The organism is Marinobacter sp. VGCF2001, from assembly GCF_049943275.1.
Taxonomy (GTDB): Bacteria; Pseudomonadota; Gammaproteobacteria; order Pseudomonadales; family Oleiphilaceae; genus Marinobacter.
Genome location: NZ_JBNFVX010000002.1, coordinates 47866 through 70727, shown reverse-complemented (window position 1 = coordinate 70727; position 22862 = coordinate 47866). Strand labels below are relative to the sequence as shown.

General features: G+C 60.2%; 19 protein-coding genes. 4 read left to right on the top strand and 15 right to left on the bottom strand.

Going from position 1 to position 22862, the window contains the following annotated elements; all coding sequences use genetic code 11:
* Positions 1–5: 5 nt before the first annotated feature.
* On the bottom strand, positions 6–386 hold the full coding sequence (gene folX / locus ACP2AU_RS03530) for a dihydroneopterin triphosphate 2'-epimerase (protein ID WP_426374527.1): 381 nt from the start codon (positions 384–386) through the stop codon (positions 6–8).
* A gap of 26 nt (positions 387–412) precedes the next feature.
* Positions 413–982: a GTP cyclohydrolase I FolE gene (gene folE / locus ACP2AU_RS03525; protein WP_426374525.1), complete on the bottom strand. Its 570-nt coding sequence runs from the start codon at positions 980–982 to the stop codon at positions 413–415.
* A gap of 205 nt (positions 983–1187) precedes the next feature.
* On the opposite strand from folE, the gene ACP2AU_RS03520 reads away from it, so the two are divergent.
* Entirely contained in the window at positions 1188–2084 is an 897-nt protein-coding gene (locus ACP2AU_RS03520; protein ID WP_426375071.1) for an alpha/beta fold hydrolase, read from the top strand.
* Here ACP2AU_RS03520 and ACP2AU_RS03515 read toward each other — a convergent pair.
* Positions 2081–3169: a GGDEF domain-containing protein gene (locus tag ACP2AU_RS03515; RefSeq protein WP_426374524.1), complete on the bottom strand. Its 1089-nt coding sequence runs from the start codon at positions 3167–3169 to the stop codon at positions 2081–2083. The two genes, ACP2AU_RS03520 and ACP2AU_RS03515, sit on opposite strands and share 4 nt — an antisense overlap.
* A gap of 226 nt (positions 3170–3395) precedes the next feature.
* On the opposite strand from ACP2AU_RS03515, the gene ACP2AU_RS03510 reads away from it, so the two are divergent.
* Both ACP2AU_RS03510 and ACP2AU_RS03505 read left to right on the top strand, forming a co-directional pair.
* Complete coding sequence (locus ACP2AU_RS03510) at positions 3396–4478, top strand: patatin-like phospholipase family protein (protein ID WP_426374522.1); 1083 nt, start codon at positions 3396–3398, stop codon at positions 4476–4478.
* Positions 4479–4542: 64 nt separating this feature from the next.
* Complete coding sequence (locus tag ACP2AU_RS03505) at positions 4543–4788, top strand: CDGSH iron-sulfur domain-containing protein (RefSeq protein WP_426374521.1); 246 nt, start codon at positions 4543–4545, stop codon at positions 4786–4788.
* Here ACP2AU_RS03505 and ACP2AU_RS03500 read toward each other — a convergent pair whose 3' ends face one another.
* The 12 genes from ACP2AU_RS03500 to pilG all read right to left on the bottom strand — a co-directional run bounded on the left by ACP2AU_RS03500 (position 4789) and on the right by pilG (position 21584).
* Positions 4789–5790: a PAS domain-containing protein gene (locus ACP2AU_RS03500; RefSeq protein WP_426374520.1), complete on the bottom strand. Its 1002-nt coding sequence runs from the start codon at positions 5788–5790 to the stop codon at positions 4789–4791. It abuts the gene before it with no gap.
* A gap of 83 nt (positions 5791–5873) precedes the next feature.
* Positions 5874–6686: a zinc ABC transporter permease subunit ZnuB gene (gene znuB, locus ACP2AU_RS03495; RefSeq protein ID WP_426374518.1), complete on the bottom strand. Its 813-nt coding sequence runs from the start codon at positions 6684–6686 to the stop codon at positions 5874–5876.
* Complete coding sequence (gene znuC / locus ACP2AU_RS03490) at positions 6673–7446, bottom strand: zinc ABC transporter ATP-binding protein ZnuC (protein ID WP_426374517.1); 774 nt, start codon at positions 7444–7446, stop codon at positions 6673–6675. The genes znuB and znuC overlap by 14 nt, the downstream gene beginning before the upstream one ends.
* On the bottom strand, positions 7439–7930 hold the full coding sequence (locus tag ACP2AU_RS03485) for a Fur family transcriptional regulator (RefSeq protein ID WP_426374516.1): 492 nt from the start codon (positions 7928–7930) through the stop codon (positions 7439–7441). Before ACP2AU_RS03485 ends, znuC begins: the two co-directional genes overlap by 8 nt.
* Before the next feature lie 83 nt (positions 7931–8013).
* Positions 8014–8475: a chemotaxis protein CheW gene (locus tag ACP2AU_RS03480; protein WP_426374515.1), complete on the bottom strand. Its 462-nt coding sequence runs from the start codon at positions 8473–8475 to the stop codon at positions 8014–8016.
* Between the two features lie 11 nt (positions 8476–8486).
* Positions 8487–9536, bottom strand: a complete 1050-nt coding sequence (locus ACP2AU_RS03475; protein WP_426374514.1) for a chemotaxis protein CheB — start codon at positions 9534–9536, stop codon at positions 8487–8489.
* Positions 9536–17122, bottom strand: coding sequence for an Hpt domain-containing protein (locus tag ACP2AU_RS03470; RefSeq protein ID WP_426374512.1), 7587 nt, complete (start codon positions 17120–17122; stop codon positions 9536–9538). Before ACP2AU_RS03470 ends, ACP2AU_RS03475 begins: the two co-directional genes overlap by 1 nt.
* Before the next feature lie 11 nt (positions 17123–17133).
* Complete coding sequence (locus ACP2AU_RS03465) at positions 17134–18033, bottom strand: CheR family methyltransferase (RefSeq protein WP_426374510.1); 900 nt, start codon at positions 18031–18033, stop codon at positions 17134–17136.
* A gap of 27 nt (positions 18034–18060) precedes the next feature.
* A complete protein-coding gene (locus tag ACP2AU_RS03460; protein WP_426374508.1) occupies positions 18061–20136 on the bottom strand; it encodes a methyl-accepting chemotaxis protein in 2076 nt (691 codons plus the stop codon).
* Positions 20137–20229: 93 nt separating this feature from the next.
* Complete coding sequence (locus ACP2AU_RS03455) at positions 20230–20775, bottom strand: chemotaxis protein CheW (protein ID WP_426374507.1); 546 nt, start codon at positions 20773–20775, stop codon at positions 20230–20232.
* 20 nt (positions 20776–20795) lie between these two features.
* Positions 20796–21158, bottom strand: coding sequence for a twitching motility response regulator PilH (pilH, locus tag ACP2AU_RS03450; RefSeq protein ID WP_426374505.1), 363 nt, complete (start codon positions 21156–21158; stop codon positions 20796–20798).
* Between the two features lie 33 nt (positions 21159–21191).
* Complete coding sequence (gene pilG / locus ACP2AU_RS03445; protein ID WP_011787170.1) at positions 21192–21584, bottom strand: twitching motility response regulator PilG; 393 nt, start codon at positions 21582–21584, stop codon at positions 21192–21194.
* A 297-nt stretch (positions 21585–21881) separates the two neighbouring features.
* Between pilG and gshB the strand changes: the two genes are divergently transcribed.
* Positions 21882–22835, top strand: a complete 954-nt coding sequence (gene gshB, locus ACP2AU_RS03440) for a glutathione synthase (protein ID WP_426374503.1) — start codon at positions 21882–21884, stop codon at positions 22833–22835.
* Positions 22836–22862 lie beyond the last annotated feature (27 nt).

Here is a 22862-nt window from a genome sequence, read left to right as displayed (position 1 = left end):
GAATCCTAGGGCTCGTTGCGACTGGCTTCCAGGGTTACGGAAACCGACTCCGCATACCGTAGCGCATGGGGCTTGTCGATTTCTACCTCGGCCCAGCGTACCGCGCCATGCTCCATGACAATGCTCAGAACCTCATGGGTCAGCCGCTCCAGCAACGCAAAACGCTGACCATCCACGTGGGCGATGATCTGCTTGGTGATGGTGCGATAGTTCAGGGCCGCCGAGATTTCATTACGCTCGATGGCTGAGGACGCATCGTAGGTGAGGCAAACATTGATCAGCACATCCTGCTGGTTGTTGATCTCTTCTTCTTTGATGCCGATGTAGGCGCGCAAAAGCAGGTTTTTGATCTGCACGCGGGCCAGTGGCCGCTGATCGTTTGCCATAACAACTCCCGGGATTCAGTCTGGTGTTAGCGGTTGCTTGAAATCAGGTTCAGGAATTCTGTCCGCGTTGCCTGGGACTTCCGGAACTGACCGAGCATCATGGAGGTTTTCATACGTGAGTTCTGTTTCTCGACTCCGCGCATCATCATGCACATATGCTGGGCTTCGATGACGACGGCAACGCCGGCGGCTTTGGTCACGCTTTCGACGGCCTCGGCGATCTGCCGGGTCAGATTTTCCTGGATCTGCAGCCTGCGGGCGTACATATCGACAATACGTGCAAACTTGGACAGGCCAAGAACATGGCCCTGGGGCAAATAAGCAATATGGCACTTACCAATAAACGGCAACATATGATGCTCGCACATACTGTACAGCTCGATGTCCTGAACCACGACCATTTCGTCCATGGCGGACTCAAAGACCGCGTTGTTGACCAGTTCCTCGAGGTTCTGGTTATAACCCTGAGTCAGAAACTGCATGGCCTTGGCGGCGCGTTTGGGCGTGTCCTGCAGACCTTCGCGCTCCGGGTCTTCGCCCAGGCCGTGGATAATGGAACGGTAATGGTCGGCCAGATCGTCAAGGGGTAGAGACATAATCAATTCCGGTTTGGGGTGTCTGAAAAAGGGCCAAAGCTTAAGGTAATTTGCCGTGTATCGCCATGGTTTACGAGCGTGGTGCCGGAAAGGACTACCGCACAACATACAACTGACGATATGGTCGTGGGCGCGGCTTTGCACTACAGTGTGGGGCGGGCAGATTACTGGATTGCACATGGAACAGGTGATATTAGGTTCAGACATGGCGGCGTCAGCGCATCAGGAGACCAACACGCTCGAAGCATGGCAACATGGTGGTAAATGGTTCAGCTATGAAGGCCATGCCATCTTCAGCCGGATGGCCGGGCAGGGCGAGCCACTGGTTCTGTTGCACGGGTTTCCAACGGCCAGTTGGGACTGGAGCCGGCTCTGGCCCATGCTGGCCCGCGAGCACCAGGTACTTACGCTGGATATGCTGGGTTTTGGCTTTTCCGACAAACCGCCTCAGTACACCTACAGCATTGAAGACCAGGCGGATCTGATTCAGGGGTGGGTCGAGGGCCTTGGGCTGAGCCGTGTCCATCTGCTCGGGCATGACTACGGGACAACCGTCGTGCAGGAGCTGCTGGCCAGAGAACAGGAGGGCGAACTGCCATTCGCCATTGCCAGTGTCTGCCTGCTCAATGGCGGCCTGTTTCCGGAGGTCCATCAGCCACTGTTTATCCAGAAAATTCTGCGCAGTCGGCTTGGCGGTCTGATTGGGCGGGGGCTTAGCCGCCCGGCTTTTGAGCGAAGTTTCCGCCGCCTGTTCGGCTCACGGAATCCGCCGGACCGGCAGGATATGGACGATTTCTGGCACTTGCTGAACTACAACAATGGCCGTGCGGTATTGCACCGCCTGATACAGTTCATGGAGGAACGGCGTTGCCACCGCAACCGCTGGGTCGGCGCCTTGCAAAACGCAGAACAGCCGATGCGACTGATTTCCGGAGGGGCCGACCCGGTGTCCGGTGTTGCCATGGCCCAGCGTTATCGGGAACTGATTCCGAAAGCCGATGTGGTAACTCTGCGCCATGTTGGCCACTATCCGCATTTCGAGCAACCCTGGGATGTCTACACTGCCTATCGTTCGTTCAGAAAGGGTGAGGGAAACCTTTAGGCCGGGGTGATGGTATCTGTGGCCGGGTCTGGCCATGGAGCCTGATCGGTGATGTCGCTGCCGGCCGTGGCGAGCCTGGGGGCATTGACCACCTGGTTACGGCCACGGGACTTTGCCTCATACAGGGCCTGGTCTGCACGGTTCAGCCAGACCGACCAGGTTTCTCCCTGGGTCACTTCGGCAACACTGGCGCTGGCGGTCACGCGGATATCGTTCAGGAATGGCCGGGCACTGATGCTGGTCAGCAGCTGATGGGCCAGAGTATCGGCGTCTTTTTGCCGGGTTTCCGGAAGGACAACCATGAATTCTTCGCCGCCGATGCGAAACAGCTGGTCGCTCTCCCGTAATCGTTTACGCACTCTCAAAGCCATTTCCTTGAGCACCTTGTCGCCAGCCAGATGCCCCCAGCGATCGTTGATGGTCTTGAAGTAGTCGAGGTCAATCAAGACCAGGCTGGATACCCGTTCGTAACGCTCCCGCATTTGAATCTGGCTGTTCAGGATATCGGCCAGTTGCGAGCGGTTGAGGCAGCCAGTTAACGGGTCGGTGGTGGCCAGATGAGTCAGTTCAGCCTGCAGTCGGCCCACCAGCCAGGCGAATATCATGGCAAACAGGCAACTGAGCCCGAGCGAGAAGGTAATGCGCCAGAAGTCGGCTTCCGGAAACTTGACGAAAGACACCACGGCCATGATCGATACAAACGCGACATTGCAGACAATGGCCTCGCGCAGGGGAAGCAGGAAGAACAGCGCGATGGCGGCAGGGTAGGCCCAGTACAACCCTGCGTGGCCATTAATCAGGGTGGAATAGGCTGCGCACACCATGGCCAGCATGGGAAACAGCCGGCCTTTAAGAAAATACGTGCCGCGAAACCGCAGCAAGGCGACCACCAGCGCAGCGTTTACACAGAACAGAATCAGCAGGGACGAGAGCAGAAGGTTGCCATGCTGCCACTGCACCATCACCAGCGGAGCGACTGCAATAAATGCCCAGATATGGAGGTGATAGACCAGCTGTCGTTTGAATCCAAGCACCGCCAGTGTCGGATTGGTTGCCAGGGTATTTGGCGAGGCAAAAAGATTCACAGCCTACTCCCGCAGTTCAAAACCCATTTGTTTCAGTTTGTAAACGCTGGTTGAAGTCTAGCACGGTGTTGAGCCGGCGAAAGCAAAAACCGCGGATTGGTGTTTTTTTCCGGTATGGCGCCTGAAAAGACACTATTCAGAATATACATAGTCATCATGAATTCTCTGCAGTTGGCGGTGTCTGGCCGGTCGGATACACTCGCCAGACGTTTCAGGGGAGGACGGAATGACTGCCATTCACAGCCGGGCACCGGCACTGAGCATTCGCGCAGGGCGACGCGCTTTGCAGCGGTTAAAACAGAAGCCATTGGGCCCGGAGGATGTTCACGTTGTGCCCGGGGCAGCGGGTGGGCCGAAAGCGCTTGGCATCAGCGGACTGGACCAGGCCATCTTTGGTGATTGGCTGCCCCGTGTGCCGCAGGAGCGGGCGTTGATCGGCTCGTCCATCGGCAGTTGGCGCTTTGCCGCCATTGCGTCATCGGATGACCCCGCAGCCCAGCTGGCCAAGCTGGCGGACCTGTACACCCGCCAGCGGTTCGCCAAAGGCACCAGTGCCGCCGAGATCTCCCGCCGGAGCGCGCTGTTCCTGGAGGAGTTGCTGGGTGGCCGGGAAGATCACGTACTGGCGCACCCGTGGTATCGCTTGAACATTGTTGTGGTGCGTAGTCTCGGCTTGTTGCAGCACGATACCCGTGGCCGCCTGAGCCTGGGGCTGATGCAGGCGATCAGCGCCAATATGATGAGCCGCAGGCGCCTTGGCCGTTTTATGGAGCGCGGCATTGTCTATGACACCCGGTCACGAGCCCCGGTTTCCGAGCTGAGTGACTTTCCCAGCCATGAAATACCGCTTGGCCGCGATAATCTGCTGTCGGCGTTGCTGGCTTCCGCATCCATTCCGCTGGTGATGTCGGGCGTGCGTGACATCGCCGGCGCACCGGAGGGCATCTATCGGGATGGCGGGTTGCTCGATTACCATCTTGATCTGCCTTACCAGCAGCCTGGCATTGTTCTGTACCCGCATTTTACCGATCGGGTGGTTCCGGGCTGGTTTGACAAGACGTTGCCCTGGCGCCGGGGCGATGCCGACCGGCTGCAGGATGTGGTTCTGGTCTCGCCATCGGCGGAATACCTGTCGACCCTGCCGAATGGCAAGTTGCCGGACCGCAAGGATTTTGAGAAGTACCTGGACGACAACGCCGGGCGCGAACGGGTCTGGCGCAAAGCCGTCGCTGAGAGTGGTCGTCTGGGCGATGAGTTTCTGGAGCTGGTTGAAAGCGGGCGTTTGCCGGACCGGATTCAGCCATTGTAGGTGCCATCAGGGATGGCCTGAACGGTCTATACTGGTGTGAAACCTTGTTGACGGGAGACGTACCATGTCGGACGCGAAACCGGAAATTGCCAGAAAAAGCCCCTATGCCATTCAGGTCGAGGGTGGCAAAAACTATATGTGGTGTGCGTGTGGCCGGAGCCAGAACCAGCCCTTCTGTGATGGTTCTCATCAGGGAACCGGTCTGGCGCCGGTCAGGTTCAGCGCCGAGAAAACCGAGTGGATCTGGTTCTGCGGCTGCAAACAGACGGGCTCGCCGCCGGTGTGCGACGGCACCCACAAAGATCTTTGATCAGATCACCGGATGCAAGGGAGTGGCACTCAGGCGAAAACCGGTGATGCCATGAACAGGGTCCTTGATCGCTTTCATGCGCAGACTGACCGCCAGGGGTGGCATCTCGCGGGCGCTGGCTAGCGTCAGGTCTGCCCGCACCAGCGTATCGCCTTGTCGGGCACTCTCCATACTCTCCCGGAATCGTCCCCGGTCCTGCTCCGACACCAGATGCTCGAAGGGCTGGTTTATCAGGTCCGACGGTGCACGAGCGAGCAGGTCTGCCGCCTGCGCCGAGGCGAAGCCGATACGCCCCTGATCATCCAGTTCGGCGATCAGCGCGCCACCCAAAGCCACCAGATCCCGGCTTCGGGCCTCGCTGTCGTTCAGCGCGTGGCGGAGCACGGACTTTTCCACCTGGAGGTTGGATATTGTTTGTCCGGCACGGCCAAGCTGCCGTCGTTGGTCGTCGTTCAAGGCGCGGGTGGTAGCGTGTCGGCGGCAGCCGGCCAGCATCAGCAGGGCAGCCAGAATGGTCAGACCGGTACCCGCTGTCATGACTCGCCAGTAGGCTTGTGCCGGATTGGGAGCTGAGCGGTCTGCCGCGGGTGTGGTGGTCACCATCCAGTGCCGGCCGGGCAAGTTCAGCTCGGTGCGTAATGCTTCTTTGGCCCGCTTTCCGCTGGTGTGGCCGAGCTCAAGCAGGGCCTGTTTGGTGTGTCGGGCGAGGGTATCAATGCGTAAATGAAGGCCGTCTGGAACGCTTGCTGACAGCAACGAGGATAGCGTTTCCGGAAGGTGGCTCCCCGGCGCCTGTTGCAGCCGGGCGGACACCTGGGCGACTAGCGCCTGATGCCTGGCCAGATGGGTCTCCCGGCCAAGGTGGGTGACGTCCTGTGCCTCCGCTGAGGCCAGCGCAATGGTCAGTGCCAGGCCGATGATCAGGATAGCCGCCGGCATCCAAAGGCCCGGCCAAAGCCGGAAGTATCGCTTCGGACTCTTGCCCGGTGAATCGCTGTCCATGCTGGTTTGCTCCCGCAGAGCCGTTACCGATCAATTACCGCTTTACTGTAGACCAGCCCTCGGGGAACGCAAAGCCCCGGGGATCAGTGTTGGCTCTGGCGGGCGCCGCCGTACACCAGCAGAAAGACCAGAAATGCGGTGACCACCACCGAAGGACCGGCCGGCGTGTCCAGATACCAGGACAGGGTCAGGCCGCCGGATACCGCCACTACCCCGAAGCCAACGGCGAGGCCGGCCATGTGTTCCGGGGTGTGGGCCAGCCGTCGTGCCGTGGCGGCCGGAATAATCAGCAGTGCGGTAATGAGCAGTACGCCGACGATCTTCATAGCCACGGCAATCACCAGCGAAAACATCAGCATGAGTGCCAGGCGCAGCCTCTCGACCGGAATACCCTCAACCCGGGCCAACTCCTCGTGGATGGTGCTCATCAGCAGGCCTCGCCAGAGCACGGTCAGCAAGATCAGTACGAAGGCGGCGCCGCCGTATATCCACAGCAGATCCTGGCGGGTCATTGCCAACAGGTCGCCGAACAGCAAACCGTTCAGATCCAGCCTGATGTCCGGCATGAAGCTGAGGGTCACCAGACCGATGGCCAGAGCGCTGTGGGCCAGAATGCCCAGCAGGGTATCGGTGGCCAGGGTGCGGGTGCGTGATAACAGCACCAACGCCAGGGCAATGAGCACGCAGGTGATCACCACCGCGAGATTCAGCGGCACGCTGATCAGAAAGCTAAGGGCAATCCCCAACAATGCGGAGTGGGCCAGCGTGTCCCCGAAGTAAGCCATTCGGCGCCACACGACAAAGCACCCGAGGGGGCCTGCAACCAGGGCAACGCCCAGACCACCGAGCAGTGCTCGCCAGAAAAAATCCCCGAGCACGGAATCAATGAGGGTCATGATTGCAACCTCCGTGGGGCTCGTTGGCGGGTACCACGTCACCATGCAGCGTGTGGCTGTGGTTGTGATGGTGGTGATAAACGGCCAGCGACTCGGCAACCTGGTGCCCGAAGGTATCGATGAAGGCCGGGTCTGTGGAAATGTCCTCCGGAAACCCGCTGCAACAAATGTGCTGATTCAGGCAGATGACGCGGTCGGTGGCGGCCATCACCAGGTGGAGGTCGTGGGAAATCATGATGACGCCGCAGTTCAGCTCGTCCCTGAGTTGGCGGATCAGTTCGTACAAGGTGGCCTGGCCATTAATGTCGACGCCCTGGGCAGGTTCATCCAGCACCAGCAAATCCGGTTTTCGAGCGAGCGCACGGGCCAGTAGCAGCCGTTGTTTTTCTCCCCCGGACAGATGGTGCACGGACGCATCCAGCAGGTGATCGACACCGGTACGTGCCAGGGCTGCCCGGCAGTCGTCCAGTGGGCGGCCGCTGAGCAGCATGAAACGACGGACGCTCAACGGCAGTGTTGGCTCCAGCGTCAGGTGCTGGGGAACGTAACCAATCACCAGCCCGGGGATCAGTGATATCCGGCCCCGGGTCGCCTTCTGAATGCCAAGCACGGTTTTGATCAGGGTAGTCTTGCCAGCGCCGTTCGGGCCGATAACGGTGAGAATATCGCCCCGGCTGACTTTCAGGCTGACCTGGTCGACGACCGGGCGCTCACCAAATGCCACGGTGACCTGTTCAAGCTGGACCAGCGGCTCAGTCATGTTGCCGATCCTTCTCGCAGCCCGGGCAGAAACCGGCAACTTCCAGGGTCATATCGTCCGGTACAAAGGCTTCGGCCCGGGCTGCTGCTTCGATCGCCTGGTTGAGTTCGGGCATGGCCAGTTCAAGTACCGTGCCGCATTGCTTGCAGATCAGGAAGGTACCCCGGTGATGCTCGCCGGCATGGGCGCAGCCAACGAAGGCATTGAGTGAAGCGATCCGGTGAACCAGGCCATGCTGGAGCAGAAAATCCAGGGCCCGATAGACGGTTGGTGGCGCGGCATTGTGGCCATCGGATCCAAGCTTGGCGAGAATGTCGTAGGCGCCCAGCGGTTTATGGGATTGCCAGATCAACTCCAGTACCCGTTCCCGAATGGGGGTCAGGCGGGCATTTGCTGCACGGCAAATGACACGGGCGTCCGACATGGCCCGGGCCACACAAGCCTGATGATTATGAGGACGATAAGGCAGCGCGCGTTCGGGCATGGCGTGGATCCTGCAAAATTTGCAACATTATAACATTTGCAGGCGGCCACGCCATGGTGTGCCGTTGGTACGAGTTGTTACGATCAGTGATGAGCGTCGGCAGCCAGAGATTCCAGGTATTCGAGGTTGGGAATCCAGGCCGGCTCACCGTCCACTTCCACCTGCATTATGTCTGCGGGCCCGGCCTCGCCTTCCAGTTGTCGTATCTGATCTTCGGTCAATCGTGCCTGGCTGGGAATACCCTGGGTGACCAGAGCCATAAACGGAGCCCGCTGGCGGTCTTGGCCGATGGTGTTGAGGACAATGATACGCCCACGGTTCTCGCCGGGGATGGTGAGCTTGTTGCCGTTGGCGGCGTCGTAGGAGATGACCGGCAGGTTCAGTCCCCGCCAGTCAAGAAACCCCACCAGCCAGTCCGGGGTGCGGGTACCGGCATCGGTGCTGGCATAATCCACCACCTCGGCAATGGAAACGTTAGGCAGCAGAAGCTGGCGGTCCGAGACCGGTATCATAACGCAGGACAGGGACTGGCTGTTTTCACTCATTGCTTGTTACCTCAGGCGGAATCCCGTTTTTGCCGGCTATTGAGCAGGCATTTGTTCTCAATCACTTTGACCAGTTCTTTCGCGAGTTGCTCCGGCGTGCCGCAGAAACTGGTACAGCCGGTAGCGGCCACCGAATCGGGCATGGAGCTGTTACCGCAGCTGGTGCTTTCCTGAACCCAGATGTGGCTGCCATAGGCCTTCAGCAGAGGTGCGGCGATAGCACCATCATTGCCCATTCCGGAAAACAGGATGACATGGCAGTGTTTGCCATAGCAATCGGCCACATTCAGCAGGACCTGGTCTATCGAGGGCCCGTAGGGCCCCGGCCAGGGATGCTCCTGCTCGATCATTTTCCCTTCCTGGTCGAACGACCATTCCCGCTCTACCGGCAGCATCACAACGTCGCCGTTACGAACCTGATAGCCTGTTTGCGCCCGCTTGAGCGTGTAATGGGCATGGCGCCCCAGCACCCGCGTGAGGACATCGGTAAAGTTGCCGTCGATATGCTGGGCGTAGACAAAGCCGACCGGCAGCTTCGGTGGCAGATGGTCGAGAAATGTCTTTACGGCGGCCGGGCCGCCCAAAGAGGCCCCGAGAATCCAGACCTCTTCGGCTACTGAGCCCTCGGTGGCCGGGGTAATCCAGTGCGGCAACGCCGGCGTGTCCGGGGCGTCGGCCTTGGCTGCCAGTTCTTCAATGTCACCGGCAGAGTCCAGCTGTTCCAGATGGCCGAGCTGCCGCTCCAGTTTGTCGAGCAGCCGTCGCTCCCAGCGAAAGTATTCGGTGGTGCCAGGCTTGGGAGCCTGGTCCAGCCCGAACAAAACCGGAGCATCGGTATTGTCCAGCAGGTGCTCGAACAGGGCGGGATGGTCAGCCTCATCCTGCAGGGTGATCAGCCACAACGCCGCCTCCGGAAAGTCCGGGTAGCCCATCAGCCGGTCCGGATCACCGGAGAAACTCACATCAAGGCCAAACTTGCCCGTTGCGGCCTGCAGCCGGTGCCGCTGCAGGACCACATCGGACACAATTCCGATGCCGGGCCGGCCGTTGGGCCCGGTCATCACCGGTGCCCGGTCAGCCGCTTGATGGTGTCAAGCAGCTCGGTTTCCTGGAACGGCTTGCCTAGGTATTCGTTGACCCCGATGGCCAGGGCACGTTCCCGGTGCTTTTCACCTGTTCGCGAAGTGATCATACAGATCGGTGTGTCTTTCAGGTTATCGTCGTGGCGGACAAAGCTGGCCACTTCGAAACCGTCCATGCGCGGCATCTCGATATCCAGCAGGATGATGTCCGGCCGGTGGTCCTGCAGCTGGGCCACGGCGTCCAGGCCATCTTTGGCGGTGACGACTTCCATGCCGTTACGCTCGAGCAGACGGGAGGTTACCTTGCGCACGGTGACCGAGTCGTCCACCACCATTACGGTTGTGGCCTTCTCTTCGTAACGGGCACTTTCCCGGGCCTTTTCAAGATCGGCCAGACGCTGACGTTCGGACAGTATGTCGGAACGGATCATGGCCGGCAGGTCGAGAATGACTACCACGTTACCGTCGCCAAGAATGGTCGCCCCGGACACGCCCCGTACGGAACTGAACTGGGGCCCGAGTGATTTCACCACGATTTCGCGGCTACCCATCAGCTGGTCTACCTGCAGAGCCATTGGTTGCTCGGCTCCGCGTACCAGAATCACCGGCAGTGGCAGAGCCTGTCCCTGGAGCTTGGGCTGATGATCGCTGTTCAGCAGGCTGCCCAGGTACTGCAGGCGATATTCCTGGCCGGCGTATTCGTACAAGGGAGCGTCTGGTTTGTAGTATTCCTCCAGCTCGTAGGTGCTGACCCGGACAATACCCTCAATGGTATTCAGCGGGATGGCGTAGAAGTCTTCGCCGGTTGACACCATCAAGGCCCGGTTGACCGATACCGTGAAGGGCAGGCGCACGGTGAAGGTGGTGCCGCGGCCCAGGGCCGAATCGATGTCCAGGCTGCCGCCAAGCTGCTTGATCTCGCTGGCAACCACATCCATGCCAACGCCACGGCCGGAAATCTGGGTAACCTGCTGGGCGGTGGAGAAGCCCGGTTGCAGGATGAACTGCAGAATCTCGCGCTCTGTCAGATCCTCATCGGCCCGCATCAGGCCTTGGCGGATGGCTTTTTCACGGATCACGCTGGACGGAATGCCTTTACCATCGTCCATCATCCGCAATACCACATCGCCACCCTCCCGGGTCAGCGACAGAACGACTTCGCCCGTTGCCGGCTTGCCAGCCTTGCTGCGCTCGTCCGGCGCTTCGATACCATGATCAAGGGCATTGCGGAGCATATGCTCCAGCGGTGCCACCATACGCTCGAGGATATTGCGATCCATTTCTCCTTCGGCATTGCGCACGTCGAACTCGGCTTTTTTGCCCAGTTCGCCACTGATCTGGCGCACGATGCGCCGCAATCGGGGCACCATGGAGGCGAACGGAATCATCCGGGTCTTCATCAGACCTTCCTGGAGCTCCGTGTTGATCCGCGACTGCTGGACCAGCAGGGTTTCGGTGTCCCGAACCCGTTCGGACAGGGTTTCGCGCAAATCGGCAAGATCCGAGGTGGATTCGCTCAGCGCCCGTGACAGCTGTTGGATCGAGGAATAGCGGTCCATCTCCAGGGGATCAAAATCATCACCATAATCAGGGCCGTGTTCCTGCTCGGCGCGGAACAGGATCTGCGCTTCGGTTTCGATGTCCATCCGGCGCAGCTGTTCCCGCAGACGCTCGATGGTGGCCGCCATTTCGTCCAGGGTGTAACTGAAATCACTGCTCTGCTGTTCCAGGCGGCCGCGGGTAATACTGGTCTCACCGGCCAGGTTAACCAGCTCATCAAGCAGCGGCGCGGAAACCCGGATGCTTTCCTGGGCCGCACGCTGTGCATCCGCCGCTTTTTTGCGGGTCTGGGCAGGCGCCTTCGCGGGTTTGGCGGGCGTTGGCCCGGTCTCCGCTTTGGGTGCCGGAGTGGGTTTCGTGCGCACCGGCTCCGGCGCTTTGGGTGCCTGCGGGGCCGCCGCAGCCGGGCCGGATTCGAAATGCTTCCGGACCCCGGCAACCAGCGCAATAATGGCGTCATGATCATCCGTGATGGCTTGCCATTGCGCGTCAGTGGGCGGGTTGCCACCAAGATCGATCAGGCGTGTCTCCAGCGCGTGGGACTGGTCCCCGAGCTCGGTAAGCTGGGACAGCCGGGCGCCACCCTTGAGCGTATGCAAGGCCCTTTGAGCTTCGCGATTGAAGTGCTCATTGGCTGGCTCACGGCGCCAGTCATCGAGCAGTTGCTCGAGCTGGTCCATGATCTCACCGGCTTCCTCGAGAAAGATCTCGAGGACTTCGGGGTCGACCGAATCGGCTTCGGAAGTTTCCGGGGCGTCCGGATAAGCCGGCTCGGCGCTGCCTGTCGCTGCGGGTGTGCCTGTGCGCAGGGCTTCAACCAGCGTGGTGTCGGCTTCCGGCTTGTGCCGGTCTTCCATGGCCTTGAGCATGGCCAGCAGACTGGCTGCGGCACGATCACTCAGCTCGAGCAAGGCTTGCTGTTCGCGGTCGCCGGCGATCAGCTGGTCCAGCGCATCGGCCCAGGCTTCTGCCAGGTCGGCAATGGGGTCGACATCGGACAGCCTCGCGCCCCCTTTCAGGGTATGCAATTCCTGCTGAAGGCGGGTAAGGCCACCCAGTTCATCGGGCGCTTCACGCCACTGGTGCAGGCATTCGGTGATCGCCTCGTGGATCTCCAGGCCTTCATCCAGAAAAATATCCGCCAGGTCGTCGTCGGCGGTTGTATCCTCGTGGAACTCATGCGCCAGGTCATCGTGTTCGAGGTCTGGCTGGTAAGCACCTTCGGCGGCCTCGGGCTCCGCTTCCGGGCCTGCGGTAGGCTGCGCGGATGCAACGGGTTCGCCGCGAAGCGTGGCCTGAACCTGTGCGACGAGTTCGTCTGCCGGCGGACACGGTTTCTGGGTGGCAACCTGTTCAACCATCTGTGCCAGGCGGTCGTGGCAGGCAAACAGCAGATCGGTCATGTCGCTGCTCGCTGCGAGCTGGCCTTCGGCCACTTTCTCGAACAGATCTTCAAGCACGTGAGTCAGATCGCCAATGGCGTCGACGCCTGCCATGCGGGCGCCGCCTTTGAGCGTGTGCACATCACGTTGAAGCTCGGCCGCCACGTCACGGTCGGAGGGGTCTTCACTCCAGCTGTGCAGAGCACTGCTGGTGGAATTGATCAGATCGTAGGCTTCTTCCAGGAAGATGCCGACCAGTTCCGGGTCCAGGTGGGAGAGGTCTGTCGCCTGGTCGTCCTGAACGTTGGTGGATTCCGGCGCAGTCTCCCCGGAACTTTCTTCCACATCCGGCTCGGGAAGCGATGGGCTTTCGGTTTCTGTCGCCGGTTCCTGCTCGCTCGGCACCTCGGTAACCGGGCGCGTCCCGCGGGCACCGTTGATGTAGTCGTGGATCTCGACAATCAGATCCGGAGCAGGCCTCGGAGTTTCGCTGGCTTCGAGAGCATCCACCATGCCGGCAAGCCGGTCGTGGCAGCGGAACAGCAAATCTGACAGTGCCTCGTTGACCGAGAGTTTTTGCTCGGTCAGACCTTCAAACAGGTTTTCCAGTTCGTGGGACAAATCACCAACGGCCGGGATGTCGGCCAGCCGGGCGCCGCCTTTGAGGGTATGCAGGTCGCGTTGGAGCAGGCGCAGCAGGTCGAGATTGCCGGTGTCTTCGCTCCAGCTGTAGAGCGCCTCTGCGGTACTGTCGATCAGGTCTCTGGCTTCTTCAAGGAAGATGGCCGCCAGCTCTTCGTCCATGGCCTGGTCATCTTCAGACATTTCCGGCAGTGGCGGAGTTTCAGCCGGCCCAGTGTCCTCTGTGGCTACCGGATCAAGTTCATCCAGTTCCAGGCTCAGGTCGATCTCTTCAAGGTCGTCAGTGAACTGCTGGTCGAACTCGTTCGGTTCTGTGGCCCGGGTTTCGGCTTCCCGGGTCAGTGTGTCCAGGGTCTGAATCAGTTCCGGGCTGGGCTCTGTCGCCAGACCGGCCGCGACCTGGTCCATCATGTTAATGAGCTGTTCGTGGCCGGCGTGCAGTGTCTCGAACACAGTTTCACGCGAGGGCAAACCCTGTTCCGAGATGGCGGTATAGCAGCGGGTCAGGGCTGCAGCCAGTTCGGCCACATCGGGCAGGCTGGCATTGGTTGCGCCCTGGGTCAGTTGCTCCAGCTCCTGGCGCAATGTGTCGAGGGAGTCGTCTTGCTGAGGATCCTCGGACCACCGGTTGAGAATGCTTTCCGCGTCCAGGACGATATCAAGACCTTCGCCGAGGAACAGCTGGACCAGTTGCGACGATGTTTCCCGGGCCGGTTCTTCATGGGCGGCTTCTGCGTGGCTGATCAGCGTTCGCTCGCTGACCTGCTGCAAACGCTCGAGATAGTCTTCGGTACCGGCCAGCGAGGTCTGGGGATTTTTGCGAATCTGTGCCAGGCCTTCGGTCAGGAAATTGGCCGCATCGCTGATCAGCGCCACGACCTCCCGGTCGGCCCGCTTGTTCTGGGCGCGGGATTCCTTGATAAAGCGCTCCAGTGGCGTGATGACCTGCGCGATGGGCGCAATACCCGCGGTGTTGGCGCTGCCTTTCAGGGTATGCAGTGCCCGGGACAGATCATCGGTATAGCCCACAGTGGCTTTGTCTCCGGCCGCTGACAGGAACTCCCTGATGGTCTGCAGGTGCGTTTCGGTTTCGTTCTCGAAGATTTCCAGCAGCACCGGGTCAACGTCTTCCTCGGTGGTCGCGGAATCATGGCTGTCTGCCGTGCCCGGTGCGCTGACTTCGGCGCTCTCGACGTCGCTATCGAGTACCGGCATGGCGGTGGTGTCCGGAATCTCACCATTGGCCAGCGCGTTCGCCCGCGCTTCCATGGGCGCGGTGTTCAGGCTCGGTGCCTGGCGTTTCTCGAAATCGGACACCAGGGCCGGCACCGAATCGGATACATCCTGCAGCAACCGGGCAATGTCGTCATTCATGAACACGCTGCCGTCGATAACGCGGTTCAGCATATTCTCCACCGACCAGGCCAGTTCGCCGATGACGTTGGCACCGACCATCCGGCCACTGCCTTTGAGCGTGTGGAACGCCCGGCGTACTTCAGCCAGGGCGCTGCGGTCATCGTGCTGACGCAGCAACATGGGGAGGTATTCACGGACGGTATCAAGCACTTCGCCCGCTTCCTCGATGAAGATCTCGAGGATTTCATCGTCTATGAGATCGTCGCTGTCATCTCCGTGCGCAGCCGCTGATCCTGATCCTGATTCGGGCGCGGGCGCATCGACAACGCCCGGCTCGCCGGAGGTGCGGTCGTCCGCGGTGTCGGCGGCACTGGCAGCGTCGACAGCCGGGGCTTCTTCGGTTGAATCGGCTTCAACGCGGCGGGTCGTCGCCAGCGCTTCCGCACGCTCAATCAGCGCATCCACGTCTCCGCTGGTGTCTCCGTTGCGGAATTCCGCGATCAGCGAGGGGATACGCTCGTTGACTTCGTCCACCAAGCTGAACATATCGTCCGTGGGTTTGATGGTCTGATCGATCACCCGGTTGAGCAGATTCTCCACTGACCAGGCGAGTTCGCCAATGCTGGTGGCGCCAACCAGGCGGCCACTGCCCTTGAGCGTGTGGAAGGCCCGGCGTACTTCGGTGAGCGCGTCGCGATCTTCATGATCCTGGCGCAGTCTCGGATAGAACTCTTGAATGGTCTGCAGGACTTCTTCTGCTTCCTCGACAAAAATGCCCAGGATCTCATCGTCCAGGAGTTCGGCGTCGGACGTTTTGGCCTCCGGTGCGGCCGCTTCAGTTGCGGCCACTGTTTCTTCAACCGCAGATCTTTCGGCCGGGGCGGCATCCGATGCGTTTTCCTGGCCCCAGGTGGGTTCCTGGCCAACCGGGAAGCCCAGGGTAGCCAGGCTGTCTTCGGCCACTCGCAGAATGGCGTCGTTGTCGCTGATGCCATCGGCAAGGCGTTCGAGGTAATACTCGATACTGGTGACGGCGTCGGCCAGGGTATCCAGCTGTTTCCAGTCTGGCACCTGCTGACTGCCCAGCAGGACGTCGGTCACGTATCGCTCGGCAGAGGCGAGCATCTCCGCGACCCGGTCGAGGGGAACCAGGCTCAGGCCACCGCGGATGCTGTGCAGCAGCCCGGGTACGTGTTCGATTTCACGTGCGTCCCACTGGGAGGCAATGAAATTGACAATGGCCGACTTGACCTGTTCGAGGGTATTTCGGGATTCCCGGATCAGGGCTTCGCTGGCTTCGCCAAGTTCGCGGGAGCCCATGTTGATGGCCGAGGCTTCTTCGGCGGAACCGGAGGATTGCTCCGTGCGGCGCTCACTGTCGAGGCCCGCCAGGCTGGCTTCCACATAGAGCAGAGCGCCGGCAATATCCATCAGAGTGCCATCGTCGACCATCTCGGCCTGCAGGCACAGTTTTTCCACCAGATCGATCTGCTCTGTGACCACTTTGCGGGGGATGCCCAGGCCAAGCACCGCCAGGGTGTTGGCGACCTGGCGCATACCGGGGAGCAGCTCGTCGAGTTCGCGGTTCTGGCGAGCTTCGGCGCGCACGAACAGATCCAGCTGGTCTTTCAGCCGCGCGAGTTCTTCATTCAGGGCACTGACCACCGAATGAATGGCATCCCGGCCGGGACCCGATACCCGGCTGCGGGCGGCATCCACGTCGTCTTCCGAGGGCAGGGCGCTGTCGAGCTGGTAAGTTTCGCGCAGTGCCTGCACCTGTGGACGATCCAGATCTCTGGCCCTGGCCACGTAATACAGCAAATGCTTGAACAGAGCTTCGGGGACCGGTTGCTGAAGAATGTCCGCGTGTTCGTCGGTCAGTCGGCGGATTTCCGAGTCCAGCTCTCTGAGCAGCGAGATAACCGCCGGGTTGACAGGATTGGCCCTGGCCTGGAGCGTATCCACAAAGGCGCTGGCGGCTTTCCAGAGTTCGCCCCGTGGCGTTTTCTGGCACAGGCGCATCAGGCGCTGGATGACTTTCTGCAGGTAATCGAAATGGGCATCCAGGTCGGCCTCGCGTACCACGCCGGCGAGGGCGAACTGATACATCTGGCGCAACTTGCGCAGGTGGCCCAGTACCTTGGGGTCGTGCAGACGCTCGGACACCTTGCCACCGACCCTGATCTGCGAGGCAGAGAGGTCTGGCTTGAACAAGGAGGTGTCGGAAAGCAGCGGTTCGGACCGGGCGGCCCGAAGGTCGTTCAGCAACGGCAGCAGCACCATGGGAAAGTCGTCGCTGCTGCTTCCGAGATGCTCCAGGTACTGTGGCAGCTGCAGAATGGCCTGCATCAAGACATTGACTGCGTCGTCTACGCTGGTCACGGTCTCGTTGAGAATGGCCTGGGTCAGCTTTTCCATCTCTTCGGTAAGCAACGCTGCACCGTAGAGTTCCACCATCTGCAGGGTGCCGTGTACCTGGTGAAGATAATTCAGACAGAAGCGCAGGCGCGCAATGTCGTCCCGATTTTCGACATACGCCTCAAGTGCATGCTGGCCCTGGGTCAGCGTGTCTTGTATCTCTCCCCGAACCCAGTCGAGGGCGATGCTGTCATGGTGATTGCCCATAACCACTCCGGTTATTCTTCGTCGGACTGGCGCTTGATCCACGCCAGTACATGTTCCGAGGGAACCCTCTGCAGGCCCGGTGGCTGCCAGTCGGTCAGTTCACCCTGGCCAAGCACCAGTAACCCCCCCGGTGCCAGACGCTCTGCGAGCCGTTTGACAATCTCCCGTCGGCGCCAGCGACGGAAGTAGATCAGCAGGTTCTGGCAGAAGATAATGTTCATCCCGTGCATGGGTGCCTTTTCCAGATCCAGAACATTGAGCCTGGTAAAGCACACCCGGTCACGGATGCTGTTCACAATTTCAACGGTATTCCGCTCCGAGGGCCGGAAATACCTGGCTTTCAGGTCTTCGTCCATGCCCAGCAGCTTGCGGGCATTGAAGCGGCCCTGGCGTGCTTTCTCGATCGCCGGCTGGCTGATATCCGAGCCGGTCACGCCGAAGAGCGGTTGCAGGCCCAGTTGGGCCATCCCCTCGTTCAGGAGCATCGCCAGTGTATAGGGCTCCTCCCCGGTGGAGCAGCCAACGCTCCATGCTTCCAGGGCCCGCTTCCTGAACTGTTCACGGGGCCGGGTGCGCACGTAGTCTGCGACCAGCCGGAAGGCGTCCGGGTCCCGGAAGAACCGGGTTTCCTGAACCGTGAGCCGGTCGACCAGCGTGGCCCACTCCCTGACAGCGTCCGGGCCGGATACGATCTTCTCGTAGTAGGCCTGGTAGCTGTTGCAGCCTATCTCGCGCATCCGGATTCCGAGGTTGGTTTCCAGAAACGAGCGGCGCTCGGTGCTCAGGGTCATGCCGGTGCGGTGCTCCAGCAAGGTTTGCCACTGGCTGAACTGCGCGTCGTCCATATCCGGAAGACGACGCAGTGACCAGATGCCTTCGGCGGGTGACAGTTGGTTATGCGTATGCGCCATAGACCGTCATCTGCCCCGGGCCGGTGATCAGCCGACCACCGGAACGTCGCTGTTTTCCTCGTCTTCCTGATGTGCCAGGTCTTCGTCCGGCAGGGTGAAGCCGGCAACAGAGGACCGCAATTCGGAGGCCATTTCCGCCAGGTTACCGATAGACTTCGCGGTCGCGTTGGTACCGGACGAGGTCTGGGAGGTGATTTCCTGGATAACGTTCATCGTGTTGGAAATGTGCGCCGCAGAAGACGACTGCTGGCGTGCCGCGTTGGAGATGTTCTGGATCAGTTCCGCCAACGACATGGATACGTTCTCGATCTCTTCGAGGGCGATACCCGCGTCCTGTGCCAGACGGGCACCACGGACCACCTCGGCGGTGGTGTGTTCCATGGAGATTACGGCTTCGTTGGTGTCTGACTGGATCGTCTTGACCAGTGCCTCAATCTGCTTGGTTGCCGCAGAGGAACGTTCCGCCAGTCGCTGTACTTCGTCGGCAACTACCGCGAAGCCCCGGCCAGCGTCACCGGCCATGGAGGCCTGGATCGCCGCGTTCAGGGACAGGATGTTGGTTTGGTCGGCGATGTCGTTGATCAGGGATACGATGTCACCGATTTCCTGGGAAGATTCACCCAGACGCTTGATCCGTTTGGAGGTTTCCTGGATCTGCTCACGGATGTTGTCCATGCCGCGGATGGTGTTCTGTACCACTTCCGCGCCTTTCTTCGCGATCGCAACCGACCGCTCCGCAACCGCGGAGGACTCGGCAGCGTTCGAGGATACCTGGTCGATGGACACCGCCATCTCGTTCACCGCAGCGGAGGCGCCGGCGATTTCCTGGGCCTGGTGCTCGGAAGCATCGGCAAGATGCATCGCAGTGGCCTGGGTTTCCTGAGCCGCTGACGCTACCCGTACGGCAGTACCACGAATCGCCTGAACCAGTCCGCGCATCTGGTCGATCGCGTAGTTGATGGAGTCGGCGATGGCACCGGTGAAGTCCTCGGTTACCGTGGCCTCGGTGGTCAGGTCACCGTCAGCCAGGTCGGCCAGTTCGTCCAGCAGTCGCAGGATCGCGTTCTGGTTTTGCTCGTTCTGCTCCTGGGTGGTGGCCAGTCGAGCCTGAGCGTCGCGGTACAGGGCGAAGCCGATAAAGACAACGATCGCAACCATGGCCGCCAGGATCGCGAAAGCCAGGGTCGGGCTGATCAGCCGGGAGTTGGACCGGGTGGCGAAATTCTCGGCCAACACGGAGAGCTCGGCCAGCAGGTTCTCGGAGTTCTGGAAGATATCACTGGCGGCGGTACGAACCTTGAAGAGGTCGGGAGAGGCTTCAAGGATTGCATCAACGTTTTGCGAAACGAACTGGAACAGCTCGTCGACTGCCTCGAGACCGTAGATGGCATCTTCGTCGGCAACGCGGGAAATACCCATGGCGGGAGCGCCATTCAACTGGCCGTCGAGCACGCGGCCAAAGAGGCTGGCATCCCGGCCGAAGCGGTCAGCGGCGATAACCGCGTCTTCGTCACCGGACAGTACGTTGTTAACCGAGCGTACGATCCGCTCGGCGAGCAGCGACTGGCGCTGGGCCAGGGCGATTTGCTCGGCCGGAGCGCCGTTGTCGAGCAGGATTTGTACGATGTCATCGTACTCAACCTGCAGCTGGGGAATGGTTTCGTTAAGCGTTCGGGCCACTTCGTGCAGGCCAAGAACGGCCTGGCGCGTGGACAGGATGCTGTCGGCGTTTTCGCGAACGGTGTTCCAGTGTTCCTGCACGCCACTTTGCTGGGCCAGCTCGCTGGGCGGAAGGCCGGTGTCCGGGTTGCCCTCGGTAACGGTGGTCCAGAGCTGCTGGAACTCGTCCCGCGAACGACGGAGCTGGTCAAAGGCTTCGGCGGTGCCGCCGGCGGCCTCGGTCGCGTTTTTCGCGATCTCCTGGGACAGTACCCGCATTTCGGCGGTGTTGGCGATGTACTGCTGATCGTGCTGACTGTCCTGGTTGATAATGAACAGCACCACAACGAGCAGGACGGTAAGTGCAATCAGCGCAGCGATCAGACCGGCAACCAGTTTGTTGCCTCCCTGTCCCATACTGAGTCTTCCGGCTCTGTTTTTCATCTTCTGGCTCCCGGCCTCTTTCTTCTGGAAATGGCAAGTATCTGTGGCAAATCTGAGACGGTCAGGGTGATGTTCCTGCCAGTACCATCACCCTTACCACTGTGCGACATCAAGAAAGCGTTCATCTGCCACCAGGTCGGTGGCTGAGAACACTTTCCAGACCTCCTCGTTACGTTCGTAACCGCCGCTCACAAACGGACGAACGCTGTCGGGCACACCCTCGGGGCTGGCCCTGAAACTGTCTTTGGCGAAGTACTGCATACCCAGTACGCTGTCGACCACCAGACCACTGAAGACGTCCTCCTGCTCAACCACCAGCACCCGGCGCTCGCGCAGGCTGCGGGAAGACCGGGGCACATCAAAGAAGGCGGCGAGATCAACCAGAGGTAACAGACGGCCGCGAACATTGGCGGCGCCCATCAGAAACGAGCGCACTCCCGGTACGTGAGTGAACCGGGGCACGTGGAGGATTTCGGTCACTTCGCCCATCGGGGCAACGTAGCGCTCGCCCGCGAGAATAAAACCGATGCCGTTCCAGAGTTCAACGGCTTCCTGTTGTTCCGGCAGACCGGCGGCCATAGACCGGCTGCGCTGGGCGATATCCGTCAGAACGGCAAAAGGGTCGGCCTGGGCGGACATGCGTACTCCAAGGTTGGGGATCAGGCAATCAGGTTGGCGATTGTTTTGATCAGGTCGTCTTCGTTAACTGGTTTGACCAGGTAACCCTTGGCACCCTGGCGGGTTCCCCATACGCGATCGGTTTCCTGATCCTTGGTGGTGACGATCACCACCGGGATGGACGCGGTTTCCGGCGCGCGTGTCAGCTGGCGCGTGGCCTGGAATCCGTTCAGGCCTGGCATCACCACATCCATCAGAACGAGATCCGGTGTTTCTGCGCGGGCTTTGGCGACACCATCGGCACCGTTGTCGGCGGTCAGCACTTCGTGCTTGTGTTTTTCCAGGATGGTGGAAATTTTCTTAACTTCGGTAGGCGAGTCGTCAACAATCAGAATGCGGGCCATGGTTTCCTCGATGATTCCTTGTGTCAGCAGGGTTTACTGTTCTGCCTGCGGCATATATTGGCGGATGGTGTTGAGCAGCTCATCCTTGCTGAACGGTTTGGTCAGATACTGGTCCGAGCCAACAATGCGGCCTTTTGCCTTGTCGAAAAGGCCGTCCTTGCTCGAAAGCATGATAACCGGCGTCTTCTTGAAAGAGGAATTGTTCTTGATCAGTGCGCAGGTCTGGTAGCCGTCCAGACGGGGCATCATGATATCAACAAAAATGATGTCCGGCTGGGAGTCGGCAATTTTGGCCAGAGCGTCAAAGCCGTCAGTGGCGGTGATAACCTCACAGCCAACCTTTTTCAGAAGGGTTTCCGCGGTGCGACGAATGGTCTTGCTATCGTCAATCACCATGATCTTCAGGTTTTCGAAGTTGTCATCCATTGTCCAACTGCCTTGCGCTCTAGCGACTGTCGTTATTTTCAAACGGGGGTTTTAACACAAACGTTAAGGTTGTTCTATAAACCCCGCTCATTTATAGAGTATCCATGGCCGGATAAAAAGTTTTTGTTTGTGACCAAATGTACTTATGCCGCTGCCATCACGGATTTGCCTGAGGATTTCTCCGGATGCATTCGCGGCTCGGGTACAATAACATCTGTGCTTCAAGCATAGCACTTTATAACCGGCACGCTCTGCTGACCGGTTCGTGTTTTCTCATCGACAGTTCCAGGAGACGCTATGACAATCCGGCTGGGGATCGTGATGGATCCCATTCAGGATATCCATTTCAAAAAAGACAGTTCTCTGGCCATGCTGTATGCGGCCCAGACCCGGGGCTGGGAAATCGAGTACATGGAACTGCCGGATCTTTACCTTGCCGGTGGCCGGGCGAGGGCGCATACGCGCTCACTGACCGTGCATATGGACCCGGAAAACTGGTACAGCTTCGGGGCCAGCCAGGATCGGGCGCTCGGCGATCTGGATGTTATCCTGATGCGCCAGGATCCGCCTGTCGACCGGGAATTTCTGATGGCCACCTACATTCTGGAGGCCGCTGAGCAGCAAGGCGCCCTGGTGGTGAACCCGGCGGCAACACTCCGGGATTGCAACGAGAAGCTGTTCGCCACCCAGTTTGAAGACCTGACACCACCGTTAATCGTGACTCGCTCCTCCCAACGTTTCCGGGATTTCTACGCCGAGCACGGTGACATCATCATGAAGCCGGTAGACGGCATGGGCGGCCGCTCGATCTTCCGGGTCAAGGAAAACGACGCCAACCTCGGGGTGATCATTGAAACGCTCACCAACTACGGCGCCCATCAGGCGATGGCCCAGAAGTTCATTCCGGAAATCACCGAGGGTGACAAGCGTATTCTGATGATTGAGGGCGAGCCGGTGCCCTATGCCCTTGCACGCATTCCTTCACACGGCGAAAATCGCGGAAATCTCGCGGCGGGTGGCCGCGGTGAGGGCCGGGAGCTGACCGAGCGGGACCGGCAGATTTGCGCGCGCGTGGCGCCGGTCATCAAGGAAAAAGGCCTGATGTTTGTCGGTCTGGATGTGATCGGCGATTACCTCACGGAGATCAACGTCACCAGCCCCACTTGCATTCGCGAACTGGACGCCGCTTACGGCATTGATATTTCGGGTCTGTTGATGGATGCCATCGAACGCCGGCTGGCCCGGGGCTGAGGCCGGGGCGGCCACACAGAGAGGAGA